19 protein-coding genes and 1 pseudogene are annotated in these 20844 nt (G+C 71.8%); 9 read left to right on the forward strand and 11 right to left on the reverse strand.

Annotated features, from left to right (window positions below):
* Positions 1-223: 223 nt before the first annotated feature.
* Positions 224-1816 (forward strand): Rieske 2Fe-2S domain-containing protein, encoded by a 1593-nt coding sequence (locus tag AB0J06_RS09500; RefSeq protein WP_357426476.1) that lies wholly within the window; start codon positions 224-226, stop codon positions 1814-1816.
* A gap of 85 nt (positions 1817-1901) precedes the next feature.
* Here the strand turns inward: AB0J06_RS09500 and AB0J06_RS09505 are convergent, their stop codons facing one another.
* On the reverse strand, positions 1902-3503 hold the full coding sequence (locus tag AB0J06_RS09505; RefSeq protein WP_357426536.1) for an NAD(P)/FAD-dependent oxidoreductase: 1602 nt from the start codon (positions 3501-3503) through the stop codon (positions 1902-1904).
* Positions 3504-3713: 210 nt separating this feature from the next.
* Between AB0J06_RS09505 and AB0J06_RS09510 the strand changes: the two genes are divergently transcribed.
* On the forward strand, positions 3714-5912 hold the full coding sequence (locus tag AB0J06_RS09510) for an MMPL family transporter (RefSeq protein ID WP_357426538.1): 2199 nt from the start codon (positions 3714-3716) through the stop codon (positions 5910-5912).
* 46 nt (positions 5913-5958) lie between these two features.
* Positions 5959-6498: a GNAT family N-acetyltransferase gene (locus AB0J06_RS09515; protein ID WP_357426478.1), complete on the forward strand. Its 540-nt coding sequence runs from the start codon at positions 5959-5961 to the stop codon at positions 6496-6498.
* 18 nt (positions 6499-6516) lie between these two features.
* Here the strand turns inward: AB0J06_RS09515 and AB0J06_RS09520 are convergent, their stop codons facing one another.
* Positions 6517-7125, reverse strand: a complete 609-nt coding sequence (locus tag AB0J06_RS09520; protein ID WP_357426480.1) for a TetR family transcriptional regulator — start codon at positions 7123-7125, stop codon at positions 6517-6519.
* Between the two features lie 140 nt (positions 7126-7265).
* Between AB0J06_RS09520 and AB0J06_RS09525 the strand changes: the two genes are divergently transcribed.
* The 6 genes from AB0J06_RS09525 to AB0J06_RS09550 all read left to right on the forward strand — a co-directional run bounded on the left by AB0J06_RS09525 (position 7266) and on the right by AB0J06_RS09550 (position 13445).
* On the forward strand, positions 7266-8480 hold the full coding sequence (locus AB0J06_RS09525) for an alkane 1-monooxygenase (RefSeq protein ID WP_357426482.1): 1215 nt from the start codon (positions 7266-7268) through the stop codon (positions 8478-8480).
* Between the two features lie 43 nt (positions 8481-8523).
* Positions 8524-9735 carry a 1-deoxy-D-xylulose-5-phosphate reductoisomerase gene (gene dxr, locus AB0J06_RS09530; protein WP_357426484.1) on the forward strand — a complete coding sequence of 404 codons (1212 nt, stop codon included), beginning with the start codon at positions 8524-8526 and terminating at the stop codon, positions 9733-9735.
* Positions 9735-10982, forward strand: coding sequence for a site-2 protease family protein (locus AB0J06_RS09535; RefSeq protein WP_357426486.1), 1248 nt, complete (start codon positions 9735-9737; stop codon positions 10980-10982). The genes dxr and AB0J06_RS09535 overlap by 1 nt, the downstream gene beginning before the upstream one ends.
* Before the next feature lie 8 nt (positions 10983-10990).
* The gene (gene ispG / locus AB0J06_RS09540) at positions 10991-12178 is read left to right on the forward strand and encodes a flavodoxin-dependent (E)-4-hydroxy-3-methylbut-2-enyl-diphosphate synthase (RefSeq protein ID WP_357426488.1); all 1188 of its coding nucleotides are present in this window, start codon (positions 10991-10993) and stop codon (positions 12176-12178) included.
* A 106-nt stretch (positions 12179-12284) separates the two neighbouring features.
* The gene (locus tag AB0J06_RS09545; protein ID WP_357426490.1) at positions 12285-12530 is read left to right on the forward strand and encodes a hypothetical protein; all 246 of its coding nucleotides are present in this window, start codon (positions 12285-12287) and stop codon (positions 12528-12530) included.
* Between the two features lie 75 nt (positions 12531-12605).
* The gene (locus tag AB0J06_RS09550) at positions 12606-13445 is read left to right on the forward strand and encodes a GNAT family N-acetyltransferase (protein ID WP_357426492.1); all 840 of its coding nucleotides are present in this window, start codon (positions 12606-12608) and stop codon (positions 13443-13445) included.
* A gap of 73 nt (positions 13446-13518) precedes the next feature.
* On the opposite strand, the gene AB0J06_RS09555 is transcribed toward AB0J06_RS09550, so the two are convergent.
* The 9 genes and pseudogenes from AB0J06_RS09555 to AB0J06_RS09595 form a co-directional block, all read right to left on the reverse strand.
* Positions 13519-14586, reverse strand: a complete 1068-nt coding sequence (locus tag AB0J06_RS09555; protein ID WP_357426494.1) for an NADH:flavin oxidoreductase/NADH oxidase — start codon at positions 14584-14586, stop codon at positions 13519-13521.
* Between the two features lie 30 nt (positions 14587-14616).
* Positions 14617-15912 carry a dicarboxylate/amino acid:cation symporter gene (locus AB0J06_RS09560; protein WP_357426540.1) on the reverse strand — a complete coding sequence of 432 codons (1296 nt, stop codon included), beginning with the start codon at positions 15910-15912 and terminating at the stop codon, positions 14617-14619.
* A 196-nt stretch (positions 15913-16108) separates the two neighbouring features.
* Positions 16109-16732 (reverse strand): DUF998 domain-containing protein, encoded by a 624-nt coding sequence (locus tag AB0J06_RS09565; RefSeq protein ID WP_357426496.1) that lies wholly within the window; start codon positions 16730-16732, stop codon positions 16109-16111.
* Complete coding sequence (locus AB0J06_RS09570; RefSeq protein ID WP_357426499.1) at positions 16725-17690, reverse strand: glutathione S-transferase C-terminal domain-containing protein; 966 nt, start codon at positions 17688-17690, stop codon at positions 16725-16727. The genes AB0J06_RS09565 and AB0J06_RS09570 overlap by 8 nt, the downstream gene beginning before the upstream one ends.
* A gap of 80 nt (positions 17691-17770) precedes the next feature.
* Positions 17771-18577 carry an IclR family transcriptional regulator C-terminal domain-containing protein gene (locus AB0J06_RS09575; RefSeq protein ID WP_357426501.1) on the reverse strand — a complete coding sequence of 269 codons (807 nt, stop codon included), beginning with the start codon at positions 18575-18577 and terminating at the stop codon, positions 17771-17773.
* Between the two features lie 46 nt (positions 18578-18623).
* Positions 18624-19025: a 4-carboxymuconolactone decarboxylase gene (gene pcaC / locus AB0J06_RS09580; protein ID WP_357426542.1), complete on the reverse strand. Its 402-nt coding sequence runs from the start codon at positions 19023-19025 to the stop codon at positions 18624-18626.
* 23 nt (positions 19026-19048) lie between these two features.
* A complete protein-coding gene (gene pcaD / locus AB0J06_RS09585) occupies positions 19049-19831 on the reverse strand; it encodes a 3-oxoadipate enol-lactonase (RefSeq protein ID WP_357426503.1) in 783 nt (260 codons plus the stop codon).
* Positions 19828-20316, reverse strand: a complete 489-nt coding sequence (locus tag AB0J06_RS09590; RefSeq protein WP_357426505.1) for a hypothetical protein — start codon at positions 20314-20316, stop codon at positions 19828-19830. The genes pcaD and AB0J06_RS09590 overlap by 4 nt, the downstream gene beginning before the upstream one ends.
* Positions 20317-20355: 39 nt before the next feature.
* Positions 20356-20739: pseudogene (locus AB0J06_RS09595) on the reverse strand (lyase family protein); the annotation flags it as partial.
* Positions 20740-20844: the final 105 nt, after the last annotated feature.

Genomic DNA, 20844 nt, shown 5'->3' on the forward strand with positions numbered 1-20844 from the left:
CACGCGCGTCGGACGCCGCGGCGCAGGGTCCGGCGCAGAGGCGTGTCGCGGCGCGCGACAGCTGGCGTGGGCGGCCGGCCGCCGCGCGGCTGACCGACCCGCAACGGCGCAGGTCGACGCCGTACGGAGGGGTATAAGGGGCGTCGCGAGTCGGTGCGCAACGGCACTCCGGTAGCGTTTTGCCCGTACACCTTCGTGTTTGAAGATCTAGGGGGTCTGCGCGGTGCGAGTGACGGGTACGGGACACGCCAGCATGCGGATCGACACGGCTGCGGGCAGCATCCTGACCGACCCGTGGGTCAATCCTGCCTACTTCGCCTCGTGGTTCCCCTTCCCCGACAACTCGCAGCTCGACTGGGAGACCCTCGGGCAGGTCGACTACCTCTACGTCTCGCACCTGCACCGGGACCACTTCGACGCCGCGCACCTCACGCGCTTCGTCTCGAAGAAGGCGACCGTCCTGCTCCCGGAGTATCCGACCTCCGAGTTGGAGGACGAGCTGCGCGAGCTGGGCTTCAGCAGCTTCATCCGGACCAAGACCAACGAGGTCGTGGAGCTCGACGGCGGGCTCAACGTGATGATCCAGGCGCTCACCAGTCCCACCGACGGGCCGATCGGTGACTCCTCGCTCTGGGTGGAGCACGACGGGATACGGCTGCTCAACCAGAACGACGCGCGCCCGACCGACCTCGGCGTCTTCGCGGAGCTCGGCCACGTGCACGCGCACCTGCTGCAGTTCTCCGGCGCGATCTGGTACCCGATGGTCTATGAGCTTCCCGAGGCGGCGAAGCGGGCGTTCGGCAAGCAGAAGCGCGAGCGGCAGTACGACCGGACCTGGCGCTACATCGACGACCTCAAGGCCTCGCACGTCTTCCCGATCGCCGGCCCGCCGTGCTTTCTGGACGACTCGCTGTGGCAGTTCAACGACATCCACGGCGACGAGGGGAACATCTTCCCGGACCAGCACGACTTCCTGACCGAGTACGCGAAGGTCGGCGGCACGAACGGCGTGGTGCTGTTGCCGGGAAGCGTCTCGGAACTGACCGTCGACGGCGGCATCACGACCAGCCACCCGGTCGCCGATCTCGACGACTTCTTCGCGCACAAGGAGCAGCACCTCCGCGAGTATCAGGAGCGGCAGCGGTCGGTGATCGAGGCGGCGAAGGCGTCGTGGCGGCATCCGGAGATCGACGTGCTCAAGGAGATGAAGCAGCGCATCGAGCCGCTCCTCGAAGAGTCGATCTACCTCGCCAAGGGGGTCGGCGGCCCGGTCCGCTTCGACCTCGTCGGCTACGACGGTGAGTCCGTCGAGTCGATCGTGGTGGACTTCCCGGGCAAGCAGGTCCGGCCGTACGGCGACGAGAAGGTCCGCTACCGGTTCCGCACCGAGCGGTCGCTGATCGAGCACCTGCTGCACATCGGCGAGGTCGACTGGGTCAACTCGCTCTTCCTCTCCTGCCGTTTCTCCGCGGCGCGCATCGGGCAGTACAACGAGTTCGTCTACGCCTTCTTCAAGTGCCTCTCCGAGGAGCGGCTGCAGTACGCGGAGGGCTGGTACGACGAGCACGAGCGGAGCACCGATGCCGAGGACATCACGCTCGGCGACTGGGTGGTTCAGCGGCGCTGTCCGCATCTGAAGGCCGATCTGACCCGCTTCGGCATCGTGGATGGGAACCAGCTCACCTGCCAGCTGCACGGGTGGAAGTTCGATCTGACCAGTGGGCGCTGCCTGACCAGCGTCGGCCATGAGATCCGTGCCCGGCGCACCGACGCCCCCGCCCCGGTCCCGCAGCCGGAGCCCGAAACCGCGGACTGATCACGCCGATCTTGCAGTTGTGGCCCGGACAAGTCAGGCGTAAACCGGGCAAAGGCAGGGCCACAACTGCAAGATCGCGGGAGCGTTAGCGGCGGCCCAGGTCGGCGAGGATGCGCTGGGCGGCGTTGTGGCCGGCCGCGCCGATCACACTGCCCGCCGGGTGGCAGCCCGCGCTGCCGGCGTACACGCCGTCCACGCCGGTCGCGTACGGCATCCGGTCGGTGAACGAGACGGTGTTGTCGACGTGGTGGATGTGCCCCCCGGTGATGCCGAAGTGCGACTCGATGCCGGGCGGCGCGAGCGGCACCGCGTCGGCCACGAGTTCCGCCGCGCCCGGCGCGTACCGCTCACAGATGGCCAGCAGCTTCTCCACGTAGCCGGGCATGGCCTCGTCCCACGTCGTGTCGGCGAGCGCGTAGGGCACGGACTGCACGAAGAGCGCCGACGAGTGGTGCCCCGCCTCGTCCCGCAGCGACGGGTCGACCGTGGTGTGCAGGTACCACTCGATCGTCGGCTCCTCCGGGAGCCGGCCGGCCTGCACGTCAGCCCACATCGCGCGCAGCGCGGCCATCGGCGACTCCCCGGTGCCGCCGCCGACCAGCGACGCCGAGCCGGGGAGCAGGTGGATGGTCGAGCCGAACGGGCTGGGGGCGTCCTGCGGCAGGCAGGAGAAGCGTGGCAGCCCGGTGAGCGCCAGGTTGAGCTTGAGCGTGCTGCCGGGACGGCGGACCGCGGTCATCCGCTCGGTGAGCGGCGCCGGCAGCGCGCCGTCGGGCATCAGCTCCATCAGCCGGTACGGGTCACACGCCCCCAGCACCACGGCGGCCGCGATCGAGCGCCCGTCGGAGAGCACGACGCCGCTCGCGGTGCCGCCGTCGAGGGTGATCGAGGTGACCGGCGTACCCGCGAAGATCTTGGCTCCGGCGGCGCGCGCGGCGTCCGCGAAGGTCCGCGAGACGGTGCCCATGCCCCCTGCGGCGATCATCCAGGTGCCGTCCGCGCCGGGGAGCCGGCACATGTTGTGCACCAGGAAGTTGTGCCCGGTGCCGGGGTCGTCCGGACCGGCGTTGAGCCCGGAGAGGCCGTCGGTGACGGCGTACATCGAGACGAGCAGCTCGGAGCGGAACTCGAACCGGGCGAGATAGTCGGCGACCGACCCGCGGACCAGGTCGACGAAGACCTGTTGCAGCGCCGGCCGGACGTAGCGGGCGGCGGTCTCCTCGACCGGGAGCGGCTCGGCGAGCCAGGCCGGCGCCAGGTCGTCGCGGAGCGCGGCCAGTTCCGCCTGCATCGCGTCGTCGGCCGCCACGTCGGCGGGGGAGAAGAACGATGCCATCTGCGCGCGGGTGGCCGCGCGGTCGCTGCCGAAAAGGAGGTACGGCGAGCCGGCGCCGCCCGGGGTCGGCAGGAAGTAGTGCGGATCGCGGCGCAGCACCGGGATCTCCACGTCGAGCGTCTTGATCAGCTCGGGCGGCATCAACCCGAGCAGGTAGGAGCCGGTCGAGTGGCGCAGCGCGGGGACCTTCGGGAAGGGCTGTTCGGTGCGCGTCGCACCGCCGATCATCCCGGCGCCCTCGACAACGACGACGTCGAGCCCGGCGCGGGCCAGCATGAGCGCGGAGACGAGGCCGTTGTGTCCGGCACCGACGATCACCACGTCGGCCCGGCGGGGCAGTTCCTGCACGATGTCACTGGTCACGGCAGCTCCTGACGACGCTGGGGGAAGGGCAGCCCAGCCTAGCGGGAGGCGGCGGCGCACGATCGCGGCGATCTGCGCGACCGCACGGGGTGGAGGCTCGCCGGGGCCGAGCGCTCCGTCGACGGTCTGTGAACGGCGGCGTGTCCGCCCCCCGTACGGTACGAAGGTCGGGCGGCGTCGGATGACGGGGGCGTGAGCATGTTCGAGTGGTGGGGGAGAGCTGTCGTCCGGCTGCGCTGGGCGGTCCTGGCCGCGGCGGTGCTCCTGATGGCGATCGGCGCGACCTGGGGGGCCGGCGTCTTCGACTCGCTCAAGGGTGGCGGCTTCGACGACCCGGCCAGCGAGTCGAGCCGGGCCCACGACCGGATCACCGCCGAGCTGGGCAACCAGGACGTCGACGTGCTGGTCCTCTACAGCAGCGACACGGTCACCGTGCAGGACCCGGCGTTCCGCGACTCCGTCACCGCGACGCTGCAACGGCTGCGTCAGCGGCCCGAGGTCGCGAGCGTCACCAGTTGGTATGACTCGCAGTCTCCGGCGCTGGTGGCGACGGACCGGCACGCGACGTACGCGCTGGTGCAGTTGCGGGCCACCGACGAGGACGGCAAGACCGGGGCGTACGAGTCGCTGCGTCCGACCCTCGACGCGCCCGGCCTGACCACGCGGGCCGGCGGTGTGGTGCCCTTCCTCGACGAGGCGAACCGGCAGTCCGTCGAGGACATCACGACGGCCGAGATGTTCTCCATGCCGGTGCTGCTGGTGCTGCTCGTGTTGATCTTCGGCGGTCTGGTCGCCGCGTCGACCCCGCTGCTCATCGGTGGCCTGGCGATCCTCGGAGCGTTCATCGCGGTGCGGCTGCTCAGCATGGTCACCGACGTCTCGGTCTTCGCCATCAACATCATCACGCTGATCGGCCTCGGCATGGCGATCGACTACGCGCTCTTCGTGGTCAGTCGTTTCCGGGAGGAGTTGGCCGCCGGGCACGACACGGCGGCGGCGATCGAGCGGACCATGGCGACGGCCGGTCGCACGGTCATGGTCTCCGGGCTCACCGTCGCCCTCGCGCTGGCCAGCCTGTTGATCTTCCCGCAGTCGTTCCTGCGCTCCATGGGGCTGGGCGGGGTCGCCGCCGTCCTCGTCGCCATGCTCGCCTCGTTGACCGTGCTCCCCGCCCTGCTGGCCGTGCTCGGGCACCGGATCAACGCGTGGCGCGTACCCGTGCCGTGGCGGCGGAGGACGGCCGGGCGGTCCCGCGCGGACCGGGCGCGCGAGGGGGGCTGGGCGCGGCTCGCGCGCAGCGTCATGCGGCGTCCGGCGCTCTACGCCGGCGCGGTCATCGTGCTCCTCGCGGTGCTGGCCGCCCCCTTCCTGCGGATGACCTTCGGCGGTTTCGACGAGCGGGTGCTGCCGGCGGGTTCCGAGGCGCGCGCGGTCGCCGAGCGGATCAACACGGGGTTCCCGGGCGGCACGGTGGGCCCGATCCAGGTCCTCGTGTCGAACGCGTCGACAAGTCAGGCGGGGCAGTTCGCCGACCGGGTCGGCGCGGTGCCGGGCGTCACCGGCGTGCAGGTGGCGGCGAGCCGGGGCGACTCGACGCTGCTGTCGGTCACCTACCGGGGCGAGCCGACCGGCGACACGGCGCAGGACGCTGTCCGCGCGATTCGGGCGATGCCGGGCCCGGCCGGGGCCGAGGTGCTGGTCACCGGGAGGAGCGCCGCCGACCTCGACCTGGTGGACAGTCTCCGCTCCCGGCTGCCCTGGATGGCGTTGATCATGGCGTCGGCGACGCTGGTGCTGCTCTTCCTCGCGTTCGGCTCGGTGGTCCTGCCGATCAAGGCCGTGCTGATGAACCTGGTCTCCATCGGCGCGTCCTTCGGCGTCGTCGTCTGGATCTTCCAGGACGGGCACTTCGCCGACCTGCTCGACTTCACCTCGACCGGGTTCATCGAGCCGAGCAACCCGATCTTGATGCTCGCGGTCCTCTTCGGGCTCGCCACCGACTACGAGGTCTTCCTGTTGTCGCGGGTGCGCGAGGAGTGGGACCGCACCGGCGACAACACGGCGTCTGTCGCGTCCGGGCTGCAGCACACCGGGCGGATCATCACCGCCGCCGCGCTCCTGCTGGTCGTCGTGGTGGCCGGGTTCGCCACCGGTGGCATGCAGATGGTCAAGCTCATCGGCGTCGGCATGATCGTGGCGATCATCGTGGACGCGACGCTGGTGCGGGCGCTGCTCGTGCCGGCGACGATGCGGCTGCTCGGCCGCTGGAACTGGTGGGCGCCCGCCCCGCTGGCCCGCGTCTACCGCCGCTACGGCATCCGCGAGTCGCTCCCGGATCCGGGTGATCAGGGACTGGTTTCCGCGGGTCGCGGGAGCGTCGGGGCAAGCTCTCGCTGATCACGCGGATCAGCACGGGGCGCCGGCGGATCTTAGGATCGGGGCTGTGACGATCTTCGAGACCGAACGGCTGCTGGTGCGGGAGTGGACGGAGTCGCCGGCCGACCTGGAGCGGGTCTTCGACATCTACTCGCGGTGGGAGGTCGCCCGCTGGCTCGGCGCGGAACCACGGGTGCTGGAAGCGCCGTCCGACGCGGCGGAGATGGTCCGACGGTGGCACGCCCGGTACGCCCCGGACGCCGGCCGGTACGGGGTCTGGGCGATCGAGGTACGCGGCACCGGCCTGGTGGCGGGCACCGTTCTGCTGAAGGCGCTGCCCGGCGCCGACAACGAGCCGACCTCGGAGATCGAGGTGGGCTGGCACCTGCACCCCGACTCGTGGGGGCACGGCTACGCCACCGAGGCGGCGCGCGGCGCCGTCGACCGCGCGTTCGCCGACGGGCTCGCGGAGATCTACGCCGTGGTCAAGCCCGGTAACGAGGCCTCGATCGCGGTCACCGGTCGGCTGGGGATGACGCCGCTGGGGCGGACCAACCGCTGGTACGGCGGCGTTGAACTCGAGTCTTTCGTCCTGCCGCGTCCGTAGCCGACCCGGAGCGGGTGCTCAGCGCGGGCGGCGCGCGTGGTTGAGCAGGTGCGCGGCGAGGTCGGCGAGGTTCGCCGCCGTCTGCTCGACCGGGGCGAGGGGCAGCACGATGTGGCTGACCACCAGCCGGACGACGGTCTCGGCGGCGAAGGTGAACGACTCGCCGGACGCCTCGGGCACCGCAACGGCGGCCCAGTCGCGCAGCACCGCGGTCGCCGCGCGCAGGACGAGCTCCGAGCGCGTGGTGAGGTAGGGCAGCAAGGGGTCGGCGGGGCCCCGGGCGCTGGTCAGAATCGTCTTGAGCAGCGGGTTGTCGGATGCTTCGCGCAGCACGCGCAGGATCGCCGCGTACGCGCCGGCCCGTACGTCGGGACCGTGGGCGGTGAGCGCCGCGCCCACCCCGGTGAGGAACCGGTCGACTTCGCGTTGCGCCAGCGCGTCCGCGAGGCCCGACTTGTTGCCGAATTCGTTGTAGACGGTCTGCCGGCTGACCCCGACCCGCGCCGCGACGTCACCCATCCGTACGGCGTCCCACCCGGCGTTGATGGTCAGCTCGCGGGTGGCGTCGACGATCGCGTCACGCAGTTGCTGACGCGCGGCGTCGCGGTAGCGGGGTGTCTCGTCCATGCTGTGCCCCAGCGTATCCGTCGATGTCGTCATTGACGCAGGTGGCAGCGTTATCAAATAACTTTACATCTGTGGGGGTCTTGTAAAGCGGCGTGCGGGCGTGCGAGAGTCGTCCACACGGCGACGTATCGGAGGCCATCATGGCGATATCGGTCGATTCCCTTCCCTGGCGCGACACCAGGAAACCCCTCTGGGTGTTGGCCCTGGCCGTGCCCGTCCTCCCGTTCCAGGCGCTGGCGCTGTGGCACTTCACCGGAGACTGGTGGGCGTGGTGGGTCACCCCGGCCGCGGTGTTCGGACTGATCCCGGTCGTCGACCTGCTCTTCGGTGACGACCGGACGAACCCGCCGCCGGAGGCCGCCGCGCGACTTCAGCAGGTGCGCTACTACCGCTGGATCACCTATCTCTACCTGCCGGCACAGTTCGCGGCGCTGGTCGCGTGCTGCGCGGTGTGGGTGCGCGGCGGGTTGGGCCTCGCCGGCGCCACCGGTCTGGTCCTCACGATCGGCATCGTCAACGGCATCGCGATCAACACCGCGCACGAATTGGGGCACAAGCGCGAGAAGCTGGAACGCTGGCTGTCGAAGATCGCGCTGGCGCCGACCGGGTACGGGCACTTCTACGTGGAACACAACCGGGGACACCACGTGCGGGTCGCCACCCCCGAGGATCCCGCCAGCGCACGCTTGGGCGAGAGCTTCTGGCGGTTCCTGCCGCGTACGGTGATCGGCAGCCTGCGCTCGGCGTGGCGGCTCGAGACCAGTCGCTTCCGGATCCGTGGCCGACGGCCGTGGACCCCGCGCAACGACATCCTGAACGCGTGGGCGATGACGGTCGCGTTGGTCGTCGCCCTGGTCGTCGCCTTCGGTCCTCGGGTGCTGCCGTTCCTGCTCCTGCAGGCGGTCGTCGGCTTCTCCCTGCTGGAGGTCGTCAACTACCTGGAGCACTACGGCCTGCGCCGGCAGCGCAACGCGGCAGGGCGGTACGAGAAGGTCGACCCCCGGCACAGCTGGAACAGCGACCGGATCGTGACGAACATCTTCCTGTTCCAGTTGCAGCGCCACAGCGACCACCATGCCAACCCGCTGCGCCGCTATCAGATCCTCCGCAGCTTCGACGAGTCTCCTCAGCTGCCGGCCGGCTACGCCACCATGATCGTGTTGGCGCTCTGCACCCCGTTCTGGCGGCGGGTGATGGACCCGAAGGTCGTCGCCCATTACGGCGGCGACCTGAGCCTGGCCAACGTGCACCGGCCGGCGCTCGCGCGGCTGCGTGACCGCTATGCCGGATCACCGTGGTCGGCGCCGACCGCCGGGCTGACCGGCTCCACCATCCAGGCGCCCCGCGAGGTGTGAGGCTCCCAGTCGGCGGTCAGGGAGCTTCAGGGACAATGGCCGCGTGACCCCACCCCGAGACATCGTTCTGCTCGGCTCCACCGGGTCGATCGGCACGCAGGCCATCGACATCGTCCGGCGCAACCCCGACCGCTTCCGCATCGTCGGCCTCGGCGCGGGCGGCGGCAACGTGGGCCTGCTCGCGGCGCAGGCGTTGGAGATCGGCGCGGAGGTGGTCGGCGTCGCCAAGGCCTCGGCGGCGCAGGACCTGCAGCTGGCCTTCTACGCGGAGGCGTCCAAGCGCGGGTACGCGACCGGCGACTTCCGCATTCCGAAGATCCTCGCCGGGCCGACCGCGATGACCGAGCTGGCCGAGTGGCCCTGCGACGTCGTCCTCAACGGGGTCGTCGGCTCGCGCGGGCTCGCGCCGACGCTGGCCGCGCTGCGCGCCGGCCGTACCCTCGCGCTGGCCAACAAGGAGTCGCTCGTCGCCGGCGGCCCGGTCGTGCGGGCCGCGGTGACGCGGCCGGGACAGATCGTGCCGGTCGACTCGGAGCACACCGCCCTCGCCCAGTGCCTGCGCTCGGGGAGCCCCGGCGAGGTGCGACGCCTCGTCGTCACGGCGAGCGGCGGCCCGTTCCGGGGCCGCAAGCGGGAGGAGCTGACCGGGGTCACCCCGGAGCAGGCGCTGGCGCACCCGACCTGGAACATGGGACCGGTCATCACGATCAACTCCGCGACGCTGGTCAACAAGGGCCTGGAGGTGATCGAGGCGCATGAGCTCTTCGACATCGGCTACGACGACATCGAGGTGATGGTGCACCCGCAGTCGGTGATCCACTCGATGGTGGAGTTCGTCGACGGGTCGACCATCGCCCAGGCCAGCCCCCCGGACATGCGGCTCCCGATCGCGCTGGCGATGGGCTGGCCCGACCGGGTCCCCGGCGCCGCCTCCGCGGTCGACTGGACCGCCGCGCACACCTGGGAGTTCCACCCGCTGGACGACGACGCGTTCCCGGCGGTCCGGCTGGCGAAGCAGGCCGGCGCCGAGGGACGTTGCCGGCCGGCGATCTACAACGCGGCCAACGAGGAGTGCGTCGAGGCGTTCGTCGCCGGGCGGCTCCCGTTCCTCGGCATCGTGGACACTCTGGAACGGGTGCTTGAGGAAGCCCCGGACTTCGACGAACCAGGTACCGTCGATGAGGTGCTCGGCGCCGAATCCTGGGCGCGCGCACACGCCCAGGAGATCATTCAGACGGCGGTGAAGGGAGCTTGATGGCGTACGTGCTCGGGGTGGTCCTCTTCGCCCTGGCCATCCTCATCTCGGTCAGCTTGCACGAGGCCGGTCACATGATCACGGCCAAGAGCTTCGGGATGAAGGTCACCCGCTATTTCGTCGGTTTCGGCCCCACGCTCTGGTCCTTCAGGCGGGGCGAGACCGAGTACGGCGTCAAGGCCATCCCGCTCGGGGGCTTCTGCAAGATCGTCGGCATGACACCGCAGGACGACGACGTCGACCCGGCCGACGAGCCGCGGGCGATGTGGCGCTTCCCGGTGTGGAAGCGCACGATCGTCATGTCCGCCGGCTCGGTCACCCACTTCATGCTGGCGATCGTCGCGCTGTGGCTCGCCGCCGTCTTCATGGGGCTGCCCAACCCGGACTTCCCGACGACCGAAGCGCAGGCCCGGCAGGAGCCGGCCGTGATCGCAGTCACCAAGTGCGTCGTCACGGAGCACGCCGAGCGCCCCTGCGCCCCCGGCGACCCGGAGAGCCCTGCCGCCAAGGGCAACCTGCGCAACGGCGACCGGATCACCGCGATCAACGGCATTGCCGTCGCGACCTGGGGCGACATGCTCCAGACCGTCCGCAACACGCCGCCCGGTAAGGCCAAGGTCGACTACGTCCGCGACGGGACGCCCGGGACCGCCGACGTCGACCTCGCCTCGGTCGAGCGGCCACCGTTGGGCAACGCCGCCGGGCCGACGAGCACGGTCTCCGCGCTCGGCGTCGGCCTCAACATCCAGAAGCCGACAATGGTCACGTACGGGCCGGTCGACGCGCTCGGCGCGACGGCGGACTACACGGGCAACATGGCGGCCGGCACGGTCGAGGCGATGAAGCGGATCCCGCAGAAGATCCCGGCCCTCTGGACGGCGATCACCGGTGGCGAGCGCGACATGGACACCCCGATCAGCGTGGTGGGGGCGAGCCGGCTCGGCGGCGAGGCCGTGCAGCACAACGCGTGGGAAGTCTTCGTTCTCCTGTTCATCTCGCTCAACTTCTTCGTCGGCGTCTTCAACCTGCTGCCGCTGCTGCCGCTCGACGGCGGACACATCGCGATCGCCTGGTTCGAGCGCGCCCGGTCGTGGGTCTTCGCCCGGCTCGGCAAGCCCGACCCCGGCCGGGTCGACTACTTCAAGCTGATGCCCCTCACGTACGCGGTCATTCTGATCGGCGGCGCCTTCACGCTGCTGACCGTGACCGCGGACGTGGTCAATCCGATCACGCTCTTCTCAAGGTGAGTGCCCAAGTGACCGCTGTCAGTCTCGGTATGCCCGCCGCACCCGCGCCGCTGCTCGCGCCGCGCCGGAAGTCGCGGCAGATCATGGTCGGCTCGGTGCCGGTCGGTGGGGGCGCGCCGGTGTCGGTGCAGTCGATGACCACCACGTTGACCGCGGATGTGAACGCGACGTTGCAGCAGATCGCGGAGTTGACCGCATCGGGTTGCCAGATCGTGCGGGTGGCGGTGCCGTCGCAGGATGATGTGGAGGCGTTGCCGGCGATCGCGAAGAAGTCGCAGATTCCGGTGATCGCCGACATCCACTTCCAGCCGAAGTACGTGTTCGCGGCGATCGACGCGGGTTGCGCGGCGGTGCGGGTGAACCCGGGCAACATCCGGCAGTTCGACGACAAGGTCAAGGAGATCGCGAAGGCGGCGTCGGGCGCGGGCGTGCCGATCCGGATCGGCGTCAACGCGGGCTCGTTGGACAAGCGGTTGTTGGCCAAGTACGGCAAGGCGACCGCGGAGGCGCTGGTCGAGTCCGCGCTGTGGGAGTGCTCGCTCTTCGAGGAGCACGGGTTCCGCGACATCAAGATCTCGGTCAAGCACAACGACCCGGTGGTGATGATCCGCGCCTACCGCCTGTTGGCGGAGCGGTGCGACTACCCGCTGCACCTGGGCGTCACCGAGGCTGGCCCGACGTTCCAGGGCACGATCAAGTCGTCGGTCGCGTTCGGTGCGCTGCTCGCTGAGGGGATCGGTGACACCATCCGGGTGTCGTTGTCGGCGCCGCCGGTCGAGGAGATCAAGGTCGGTAACGCGATCCTGGAGTCGCTGGGCCTGCGCGAGCGCGGCCTGGAGATCGTTTCCTGCCCGTCGTGCGGTCGCGCGCAGGTCGACGTCTACACCCTCGCCGAGCAGGTGACGGCGGCGTTGGAGGGTTTCCCGGCGCCGCTGCGCGTCGCGGTCATGGGCTGCGTCGTCAACGGTCCGGGGGAGGCCCGTGAGGCCGACCTCGGGGTGGCGTCGGGTAACGGCAAGGGTCAGATCTTCGTCAAGGGCGAGGTCATCAAGACCGTGCCGGAGTCGCAGATCGTGGAGACGCTGGTCGAGGAGGCGCTGCGCCTCGCCGACGAGATGGGCGTCGAACTCCCGGAGGACCTCCGGGACCTGGTCCCCGGCGCCACTGCCACCGGGGCCACCGTCACCGTCCACTGACCCCCTCCCGCCGCGTTGATCATGGGGATACGCGCGACAATTCGGGTACGGCGATGGCGCGTATGACCATGATCAACGCGAGGCGGCGGCGCGGTGTGATGGGGGGATGTTCGGACTGGCGCCGCCGCACGCCCACGGCCAGTACCAGGGCGCGTACGGGATGGGCATGCAACTCGGGAGCATGGTCGCCCCCGTGGTCGTGACCACGCTGGCGGTCGGCTGGGGAGCCCCCGGCTGGCTGGTGCTCGGCGTGCTCTTCGTCGGGCTCGGCGCGCTGGTGCCGCCCGTGGTGGGCTGGGCGTCGCGGACCCGGGCGCCGGCCGGGGAGGTCGAGCTGACCAGCGTGTCGTGACCGACGGGCCCGTCGACCGGGTGGGTGTGGACGGCGGTGGCACCTGCCGGCACGGCATCTGGCAGGCTGGTAGACGTGCTGATGGTGCCCGTACGCCAGCTCGGTGAAGGCGAGCGCGGGGCGGTCGAGCGAGTCCTCGACCAGGATCCCTACGCGGCCGCGCAGGTGGCCGAGCGGATCGCCGCGCACGGTCTCTCGTCCTGGCGCGCGGAGGGACGGATCTTCGGGTACGGCTCGCGCCGGCAGGTCGAGTCCCTCTGCTGGTCCGGGGGGCATTTGACGCCCGTGTGCGCCGGCAAGCCGGCCGTCGCGGCGTTCGCGGAACGGCTCGGCGCGGAGGAGCGGATCTGCTCCTCGATCGTCGGGCGCGCCGAGGCGGTGCTGGGGCTCTGGGAGCGGCTGTCGACGCACTGGGGACCGGCGCGGGACGTACGGGAGAATCAGCCGTTGCTGGTCGCGGAGAGCACGCCGGACGTCCCGCTCGACCCGCGGGTGCGCCTGGTCGCCATGGACGAGATCGATCTGCTCTTCCCGGCGGCCGTGGCGATGTACACCGAGGAGGTCGGGGTCTCGCCGCTCGTCGAGGATGGCGGGCGCAGCTACCGCCGACGGGTCACCGACCTGGTGCGGGCGCGCCGCGCGTACGCCCGGATCGTCGACGGCGAGGTGATCTTCAAGGCCGAGCTCGCGGTGGTCACCCGGCACACGGCGCAGCTCCAGGGGGTCTGGGTGGCGCCGGCCTGGCGGGGGCGCGGGCTGGCGGCCGCCGCGATGGCCGCCGTGATGGCGGACGCGCTCGCGCGGGTGGCGCCGACCGTGAGTCTCTACGTCAACGACTACAACGTGGCGGCGCGCCGGGTCTACGACCGCTGCGGGTTCCGGGCCGCCGGCGCCTTCGCCACCGTGCTCTTCTGACCCGGCCCCGGTTGCGCGGGAGGGCCCGTCCGTGATGCGGACGGGCCCTCCCTGCACGGTCACTCCGCCACGGTCACCAGGCCCGGAGGTACTGGGACGGCCAGCCCGGCTCGGCGCCCAGCTTGGCCGCGGCCCGCCGCGGCCAGTACGGGTCACGCAGCAGTTCGCGGCCGAGCAGCACCAGATCGGCCTCGCCGTTCGTGACGATCTCCTCGGCCTGCTCCGGCTCGGTGATCAGGCCGACCGCGCCCGTCGGCACGTCCGCGTCGCGCCGCACCTGCGCCGCGAGCGGCACCTGGTAGCCCGGTCCGACCGGGATGGAGGCCCGGGCCGCCGCGCCGCCGGTGGAGCAGTCGATCAGGTCGACGCCGGCCGCCGCCAGCTCACGCGCGAGCACGACGCTGTCCTCGCCCGTCCAGCCCCCCTCGACCCAGTCGGTCGCCGAGATCCGGGCCAGCACCGGCACGTCCTCGCCGACCGTCGCCCGCACCGCGCGCGCGATCTCCAGCGTGAGCCGCATCCGTCCGGCGAGGTCCCCGCCGTACCCGTCGGTGCGGTGGTTGGTCAGCGGCGACAGGAACTCGTGCAGCAGGTAGCCGTGCGCGGCGTGGATCTCGACGGCGGCGAAGCCGGCGTCGAGCGCCCGCCGGGCGGCGACCGCGAACGCGTCGATCACGGCGGCGATGCCGGCCTCGTCGAGTGCGGTCGGTGTCCGGTAGGAGGGGATGAAGGGCTCGTCGCCGGGGCCCACCGGGGTCCAGCCGCCCTCGGCATCCGGCACGCCGCCCTGCCGCTGCGCCCACGGCCGGGCGGTCGACGCCTTGAAGCCGGCGTGGGCCAGCTGCACGGCGGGGACGGCGCCCTGCTCGGTGAGGAACGCGGTGATCGGGCGCCAGGCCTCCACGTGCGCGTCCGACCAGATGCCGACGTCCTGCGGCGTGATCCGACCCTCCGGCAGCACCGCGGTGGCCTCGGTGAGCACCAGGCCGGCGCCGCCGACAGCCCGCGAGCCGAGGTGCACCAGGTGCCAGCTGGTCGGCAGCCCGTCCGGGCCGGCGGAGTATTCGCACATCGGCGAGACCGCGATTCGGTTGGGCAGGGTGACCCCGCGTAGGCGCAGCGGGCTGAACAGGACACTCATGCAAGGACTCCTGAAGGGTGAGTGGATCGGTCAGGCGGCGGCGGGGACGGGCTCCGGCGCGACCTTCGTCGGCTCCGGCTCCGGCTCGTCGATTCCCCGCCGGCCGGCCTCGTCGTACGCGGTGCGGTCGAGCGTGCCTTCCCGGGCGGCGACGACGGTCGGCACCAGCGCCTGGCCGGCCACGTTGGTGGCGGTGCGGATCATGTCGAGGATCGGGTCGATCGCCAGCAGGAGGCCGGCGCCGGCCAGCGGCAGCCCCAGCGTGCTCAGCGTCAGGGTGAGCATCACGATCGCGCCGGTCAGCCCGGCCGTGGCGGCCGATCCGACGACCGACACGAACGCGATCAGCAGGTAGTCGACCGGGCTCAGTGGCACGCCGAAGACCTGCGCGACGAAGATCGCGGCGAGCGCCGGGTAGATCGCGGCGCAGCCGTCCATCTTCGTGGTCGCGCCGAAGGGCACGGCGAACGAGGCGTACTCGCGGGGCACGCCGAGCCGCTCCACCGCCCGCTGGGTCACCGGCATGGTGCCCACCGACGAGCGGGAGACGAAGGCCAGTTCGATCGCCGGCCACGCGCCGGCGTAGAAGCGCAGCGGGTTGAGGCGGCCGGCGGTGATGAGCACCAGCGGGTAGACCACGACGAGCAGGATCGCGCAGCCCACGTAGACCGCGGTGGTGAACTTCGCCAGCGGGGCGAGCAGGTCCCAGCCGTACGCCTCGACGGCGTGTCCGATCAGGCCGAGGGTGCCGAGCGGGGCGAGCCGGATGACCCACCAGAGCGCCTTCTGGACGATCTCCAGCACGGCCCGGTTGAGCGTCACGAACGGCTCGGCCGCCTTGCCGACGACCAGGGCCGCCGCGCCGGTGACCACGGCGAGGAAGACGATCTGCAGGACGTTGTTCTCGACGAACGCGCCGATCGGGTTGGTGGGGATGATCCCGGTGAGGAAGTCGGTCCAGGATCCGGTCTTCTTCGGCGGCGCCGCGCCGGCGACGTCGAGCGTGACGCCGCGGCCCGGGTTGGTGAGCAGCCCCAGCCCGATGCCGACGCTGACCGCGATCAGCGCGGTGATCGCGAACCACATGAGGGTCTTGAGCGCCAGGCGGGCGGCGTTCGCCACGCCCCGCAGGCTCACGATGCTGACCACGATGGCGGTGAAGACCAGCGGCGGTACGGCGAGCTTCAGCAGCTGAACGAAGAGGTCGCCGATCGTGCCGAGCGTGGTGCCGAGCCAGGCGACATCGCCGGCGCGGGCGACGTAGCCGAGGGCCGCGCCGAGCACGAGGCCGAGCAGGATCTGTACGGAGAAGGGGAACTTGCGCAGAGCGGCGGGCATGACGACTCCAGAGCGTCTGGGGGTGGTCGGGCGTCAGCGGAGGCGGTTACGCACGACAGACGCCGCTGGCCTGCAGTCGGAGGTCGACATACAGGCGCACGGTCAGAAACCAGACGTTGGTCATCGCTCGTCGACGGTACGCCCGGCGGCGGGGACATCGAAAGGGGCCGACTCGTGAGAGTACTTACAGCGCGGCCCGGGAATGTTTCCGCCGGGCGGTGAGCGCGGTCCCGAGCAGCCACAGCGCGGTCGTCAGCAGCAGCAGCCGTTCCAACACCCCGACCAGGGCGCCGCGCCCGACCAGCAACATCGCCAGCCCGACCGCCGCGGAGAGCGGCAGCGCCACCGCGGTCGCCGCGGTCGCGCCGCGGCGCAGTGCCCGGTCCGCGCGGGACGACAGCATGATCGTCAGCATGGCGAAGACCGCGGCCGCGACGGCCGCCATGCTCGCCCCACCATGCACCAGGTCGGCCGCGGTGGCGCGTTCGAACGGCGGCAGGGGACACCCGTCGGAGCAGGTGACCACGGCGGAGAGCAGGGTGCAGCCGGCGCTGACGGCGAGCAGGAGCGCGGCGGCCCGCAGCGTCGGAGCCAGGGTCGCGGCGAGCAGCAGCATTCCCGTGGCGAGGGCGAAGATCCCGAGACGGTACGTGGCCGCGTAGGCGCTCGACGCGACGCCGGCCTCACTGACGTACCCGGTCAGTCCGGGGCCCGGCCCCGCGACCACCGCGACGGTCACCGCGACGCCGCCACCCACGATCCCGGCGACGGTCGCGACGGTGCGGACGGGGTGCGGGGCGTCAGCCACGCCCGTGCGGAGTCGTCCAGCCGGACAGGTCGGGACCGGTGGGGACGATGCCGGTCGGATTGATCGCCGCGTGGGTGCCGTAGTAGTGGCGCTTGATGTGGTCGAAGTCGACCGTCCCGCCGAAGCCGGGGGTTTGGAACAGGTCGCGCGCGTACGCCCAGAGCACCGGCATCTCGGTGAGCTTCTGCCGGTTGCACTTGAAATGGCCGTGGTAGACCGCGTCGAACCGGACCAGCGTGGTGAAGAGCCGGACGTCGGCCTCGGTGATCGCGTCACCCATGAGATAGCGGCGGTCCGCCAGCCGCGCGGAGAGCGCGTCGAGACGGTTGAAGAGCTGGGTGAACGCGGACTCGTACGCCGACTGCGAGGTCGCGAAGCCGCACCGGTAGACGCCGTTGTTGACGTCGCGGAAGATCTCGTCGATCAGGTGGTCCAGCTCCGCGCGCCCCGCCTCGGGATAGAGGTCCGGTGCGCCCGGGCCGTGCAACGCCCGCCACTGCGTCGACAGGTCCAGCGTGAGTCGGGGGTAGTCGTTGGTGACCACCTGCCCGGTGACGGTGTCGATCAGCGCCGGGACGGTGACCCGTCCCGTGTAGTCGGGGTCGGTGGCCCGGTAGGCGTCGGCCAGGAATTCGATGCCGAGCACCGGATCCCGGCCGTCCGGGTCGAGCGTGAACCGCCAGCCGCGCCCGTCGCGGACCGGATCGACGGTGCCGAGCGAGATCACGTCGTCGAGTCCGAGCAGACCGCGCACGATCCGGGCCCGGTGCGCCCACGGGCAGGCCCGGGACCAGATCAGCCGGTAACGTCCCGGCTCCAGCGGCCACCGGCCCTCGGCGTCCGGCCCGCCGCCGGGCGGGGACGCCGAGTCGGCGGTGACCCGACCGGTGAACCGGTTGGGCTGGCGGACGAACTCGCCGCTCCCCGCCGTCTCCCTGCTGAACTGTGCCTGCGCCATGCCGCCAACCTATCCCCGCGGCCGGACGGGTGCGTCCCGGCCGGGGCGGCGCCGGATCGCCCCCCGTCGGCCCGCCGGGGTCAGGCCCCGATGAGGCGGGTGGCCCGGCGCGGCGCCGTGATCCGCAGGTCGGCGTCGATTTTCGCGGCCGTCGCGAGCAGGTGCGGGAGGATGTCACGGCGGATCGACTCGATCGAGTTCCGGCTCGCGTGCACCGACATGTTGACCGCGGCGACCACCGTGCCGCTGCGGTCGCGGATCGGCGCGGCGACCGAGCGCAGCCCCTCCTCAAGCTCCTGATCCACGATCGCGAAGCCCTGCGCGCGGATCCGCACCAGCTCGGCGCGGAGCGCCTTGACCGTGGTCAGGGTGCGGGCGGTCAGCGGGGTCAGCGTCGCCCGGTCGAGGCGGGCGTCGAGTTCGTCGTCCGGCAGGTGGGCCAGGAGCACCCGCCCGACCGAGGTGGCGTACGCCGGGAACCGGGTGCCGACGTTGATCGAGACGGTCATGATCCGGGAGGTGGGCACCCGGCTCACGTAGACGATGTCGTCACCGTCGAGCACGCAGACCGACGAGGACTCGTGCACCTCCGCGACGAGCCGTTCCAGGTGCGGCTCGGCCACGTCGGGCAGGGAAATGCTGGAGAGGTACGCGTAGCCGAGTTCGAGCACCCGCGGGGTGAGCGAGAACATCCGCCCGTCGGTGCGCACGTAGCCGAGGTCGACCAGGGTGAGCAGGAACCGTCGGGCGGCGGCCCGGGTCAGGTCGCAGACCCGCGCCACCTCGCTGAGGGTCAGCTCGGGATGCTGGGCGTCGAACGCGCGGATCACCGCCAGGCCACGTTCCAGCGACTGGACGAAATGCGCCTCGCGTCCCTGCTCGGTCATCTCCGCACCCCGCACCAGATTTTCGTGAGAACTGTGTCCCGGAACACTACTGGTCCGGGTCATTCGGACCGACCCGACCGGCGGTGTCGCCGGGGTTCGACGGATCGGTCTCGGCGAGCACCCGTTGGGCCACCGCGAACGCCGTGTTGGCGGCGGGCACTCCGGCGTAGACCGCGGTGTGCAGCAGGACCTCTCCGATCTCCTCGGCGGTCAGCCCGTTGCGCCGTGCCGCCCGCACGTGCATCGCCAACTCGTCCTCGCAGCGCAGCGCGGTGAGCACGGCGAGCGTCACGCAGCTGCGGGTACGGCGGTCGAGCCCGTCGCGGGTCCAGACGTCACCCCAGGCGTACCGGGTGATGAAGTCCTGGAAGGCGGCGGTGAACGGGGTCGTTCCCGCCACCGCGCGGTCGACGTGGGCGTCGCCGAGCACCTCGCGGCGCACCGCCATGCCCGCGTCGTGGATCGCGTCCGTCACGGTTTTTCCTCCCCGTTGAGGTGCTCGAGAATCAGGTCGGTGACCCGGTCGGGTTGCTCCACATTGGCCAGATGGGCGGCGTCGGGCACGACGGTCACCCGGGCACCGGCGAGGTGACCGGCGATCGTGGAGGCGTGGACGGGGGGCGTCGCCGGGTCGTCGGCGCCGGCGATGACGAGGGTGGGCGCGGTGATCCGGGGGAGCGCGGGCACCAGGTCCATCTCCTGGATCGCGGTGCAGCACGAGGCGTACCCCTCGGCCGGGGTGGCCGCGACCATCGCCCGCATCGCGGCGATCCGGGGCGAGTGGCGCGCGGCGTAGGCCGGAGTGAACCACCGCTGCACCACCGCGTCGGCGACCGCCGCGGTGCCCTGCGCGCGGACCGTGCGGGCCCGCTCCGCCCACGCTTCGGGCGGTCCGAGCCGGGCGGAGGTGCAGCAGAGTACGAGGCGGTCCACCCGCTGCGGCGCGTGCGCCGCCAGCCACATCCCGACCATGCCGCCGAGGGAGAGCCCAGCGAAGTGGGCGCGCTCGACGTCGAGGCGGTCGAGCAGGGCCAGCACGTCGGCGCCGAGGTCGGCCAGGGCGTACGGGCCGGCGGGGACGGGGGAGCGGCCATGTCCGCGGGTGTCGAACCGGACCACCCGGAAACCGGCGGTCAGCCGGGGCAGTTGCGGCTCCCACATCGCGATCGTGCTGCCGAGCGAGTTGGCGAGCAGGAGCACCGGGGCGTCGGCCGGTCCGTCGATCACGTGGTGCAGGGCGACAGGGGTGGTCATCGTGGGCCCTCCGTGCGGGTGCGGTGCAGGGCCAGTGCCCGGTCGGTCAGCGCGGGGGCGCTGCCGAGGTAGCCGGCGGGGTCCAGTAGTGCCTCGATCTGCTCCGGCGACAGCCGCGCGGCGATCTCGGGCTCGGCGGCGAGCACGTCGGCGAGGCGGCGGCCCTCGGTCGCCGCCCGCGCCACCGCCGCGGCGATCAGGTCGTTGGCCGGGCCCCGGCCGATCGCGTCGGCGACCGCGCCGCTGATCCGTTCGGCGAGCAGCGCACCGCCGGTCGCGTCCAGGTTGGCCCGCATCCGGTCGGCGTCGACCCGCAACTGCTCCAGGCAGATCCGCAGCCAGTGGGCCGCCGATCCGACGCTCTCCAGCAGGGCGCGCAGCGGCCGCCACTCGGCGTGCCACGAGCCGGCGGCCCGCTGGTGCTCGTGCGCCATCGCGGTCAGCAGGGTGGCGACCAGTCCGGGCGCCTGCGCGGCACAGGCCACAGTGGAGATCGCGGGGATCGGGTTGCGCTTGTGCGGCAGGGTCGACGAGCCGCCGGGACGTCCCTCGACGAGCTCGGCGACCTCGGTCTGGGCGTGCAGGGTGACGTCCCGGCCGATCTTGCCGAGCGCGCCGGCGGCGGTGCCGAGCGCCCCGGCCAGCTCCGCGACCCGGCCCCGGTCGGTGTGCCAGGGCAGCGGCGGCTCGGCGAGCCCCAGTTCGGCGGCGAGCAGCCCGACGACGGTCGGGCCGTCCGGGCCGAGCGCGGCCAGCGTCCCCGCGGCGCCGCCGAGCTGAACGGCGAGCCGCTCGTCCCGGATCCGGATCAGCCGCTCGACCGCGTCGTCGAGCGCGGTCAGCCAGCCGGCGGCGATCAGCCCGAAGGTGGTTGGCAGTGCCTGCTGCAGCAGGGTGCGGGCGGCGATCGGGGTGTCCCGGTGCGCCGCCGCGAGGCGGGCGGCGGACGCCGCGGCGGCTGGCCCTGTTCGGCCTCACGCTCGGCGTCGTAGCGGGCGTACGCGTCGACGATT

Origin of the sequence: Micromonospora sp. NPDC049679, from assembly GCF_040659735.1 — a bacterium.
GTDB lineage: Bacteria > Actinomycetota > Actinomycetes > Mycobacteriales > Micromonosporaceae > Micromonospora_I.

Excerpts from the sequence above, each read along its gene's own strand:
- AB0J06_RS09510 (WP_357426538.1), top strand. The coding sequence starts at position 3,714 with ATGTTCGAGTGGTGGGGGAGAGCTGTCGTCCGGCTGCGCTGGGCGGTC.
- AB0J06_RS09575 (WP_357426501.1), bottom strand. The coding sequence starts at position 18,577 with ATGACCGAGCAGGGACGCGAGGCGCATTTCGTCCAGTCGCTGGAACGT.
- AB0J06_RS09545 (WP_357426490.1), top strand. The coding sequence starts at position 12,285 with ATGTTCGGACTGGCGCCGCCGCACGCCCACGGCCAGTACCAGGGCGCG.
- AB0J06_RS09555 (WP_357426494.1), bottom strand. The coding sequence starts at position 14,586 with ATGAGTGTCCTGTTCAGCCCGCTGCGCCTACGCGGGGTCACCCTGCCC.
- pcaC (WP_357426542.1), bottom strand. The coding sequence starts at position 19,025 with ATGGCGGTGCGCCGCGAGGTGCTCGGCGACGCCCACGTCGACCGCGCG.
- AB0J06_RS09525 (WP_357426482.1), top strand. The coding sequence starts at position 7,266 with ATGGCGATATCGGTCGATTCCCTTCCCTGGCGCGACACCAGGAAACCC.
- pcaD (WP_357426503.1), bottom strand. The coding sequence starts at position 19,831 with ATGACCACCCCTGTCGCCCTGCACCACGTGATCGACGGACCGGCCGAC.
- AB0J06_RS09570 (WP_357426499.1), bottom strand. The coding sequence starts at position 17,690 with ATGGCGCAGGCACAGTTCAGCAGGGAGACGGCGGGGAGCGGCGAGTTC.
- AB0J06_RS09535 (WP_357426486.1), top strand. The coding sequence starts at position 9,735 with ATGGCGTACGTGCTCGGGGTGGTCCTCTTCGCCCTGGCCATCCTCATC.
- AB0J06_RS09520 (WP_357426480.1), bottom strand. The coding sequence starts at position 7,125 with ATGGACGAGACACCCCGCTACCGCGACGCCGCGCGTCAGCAACTGCGT.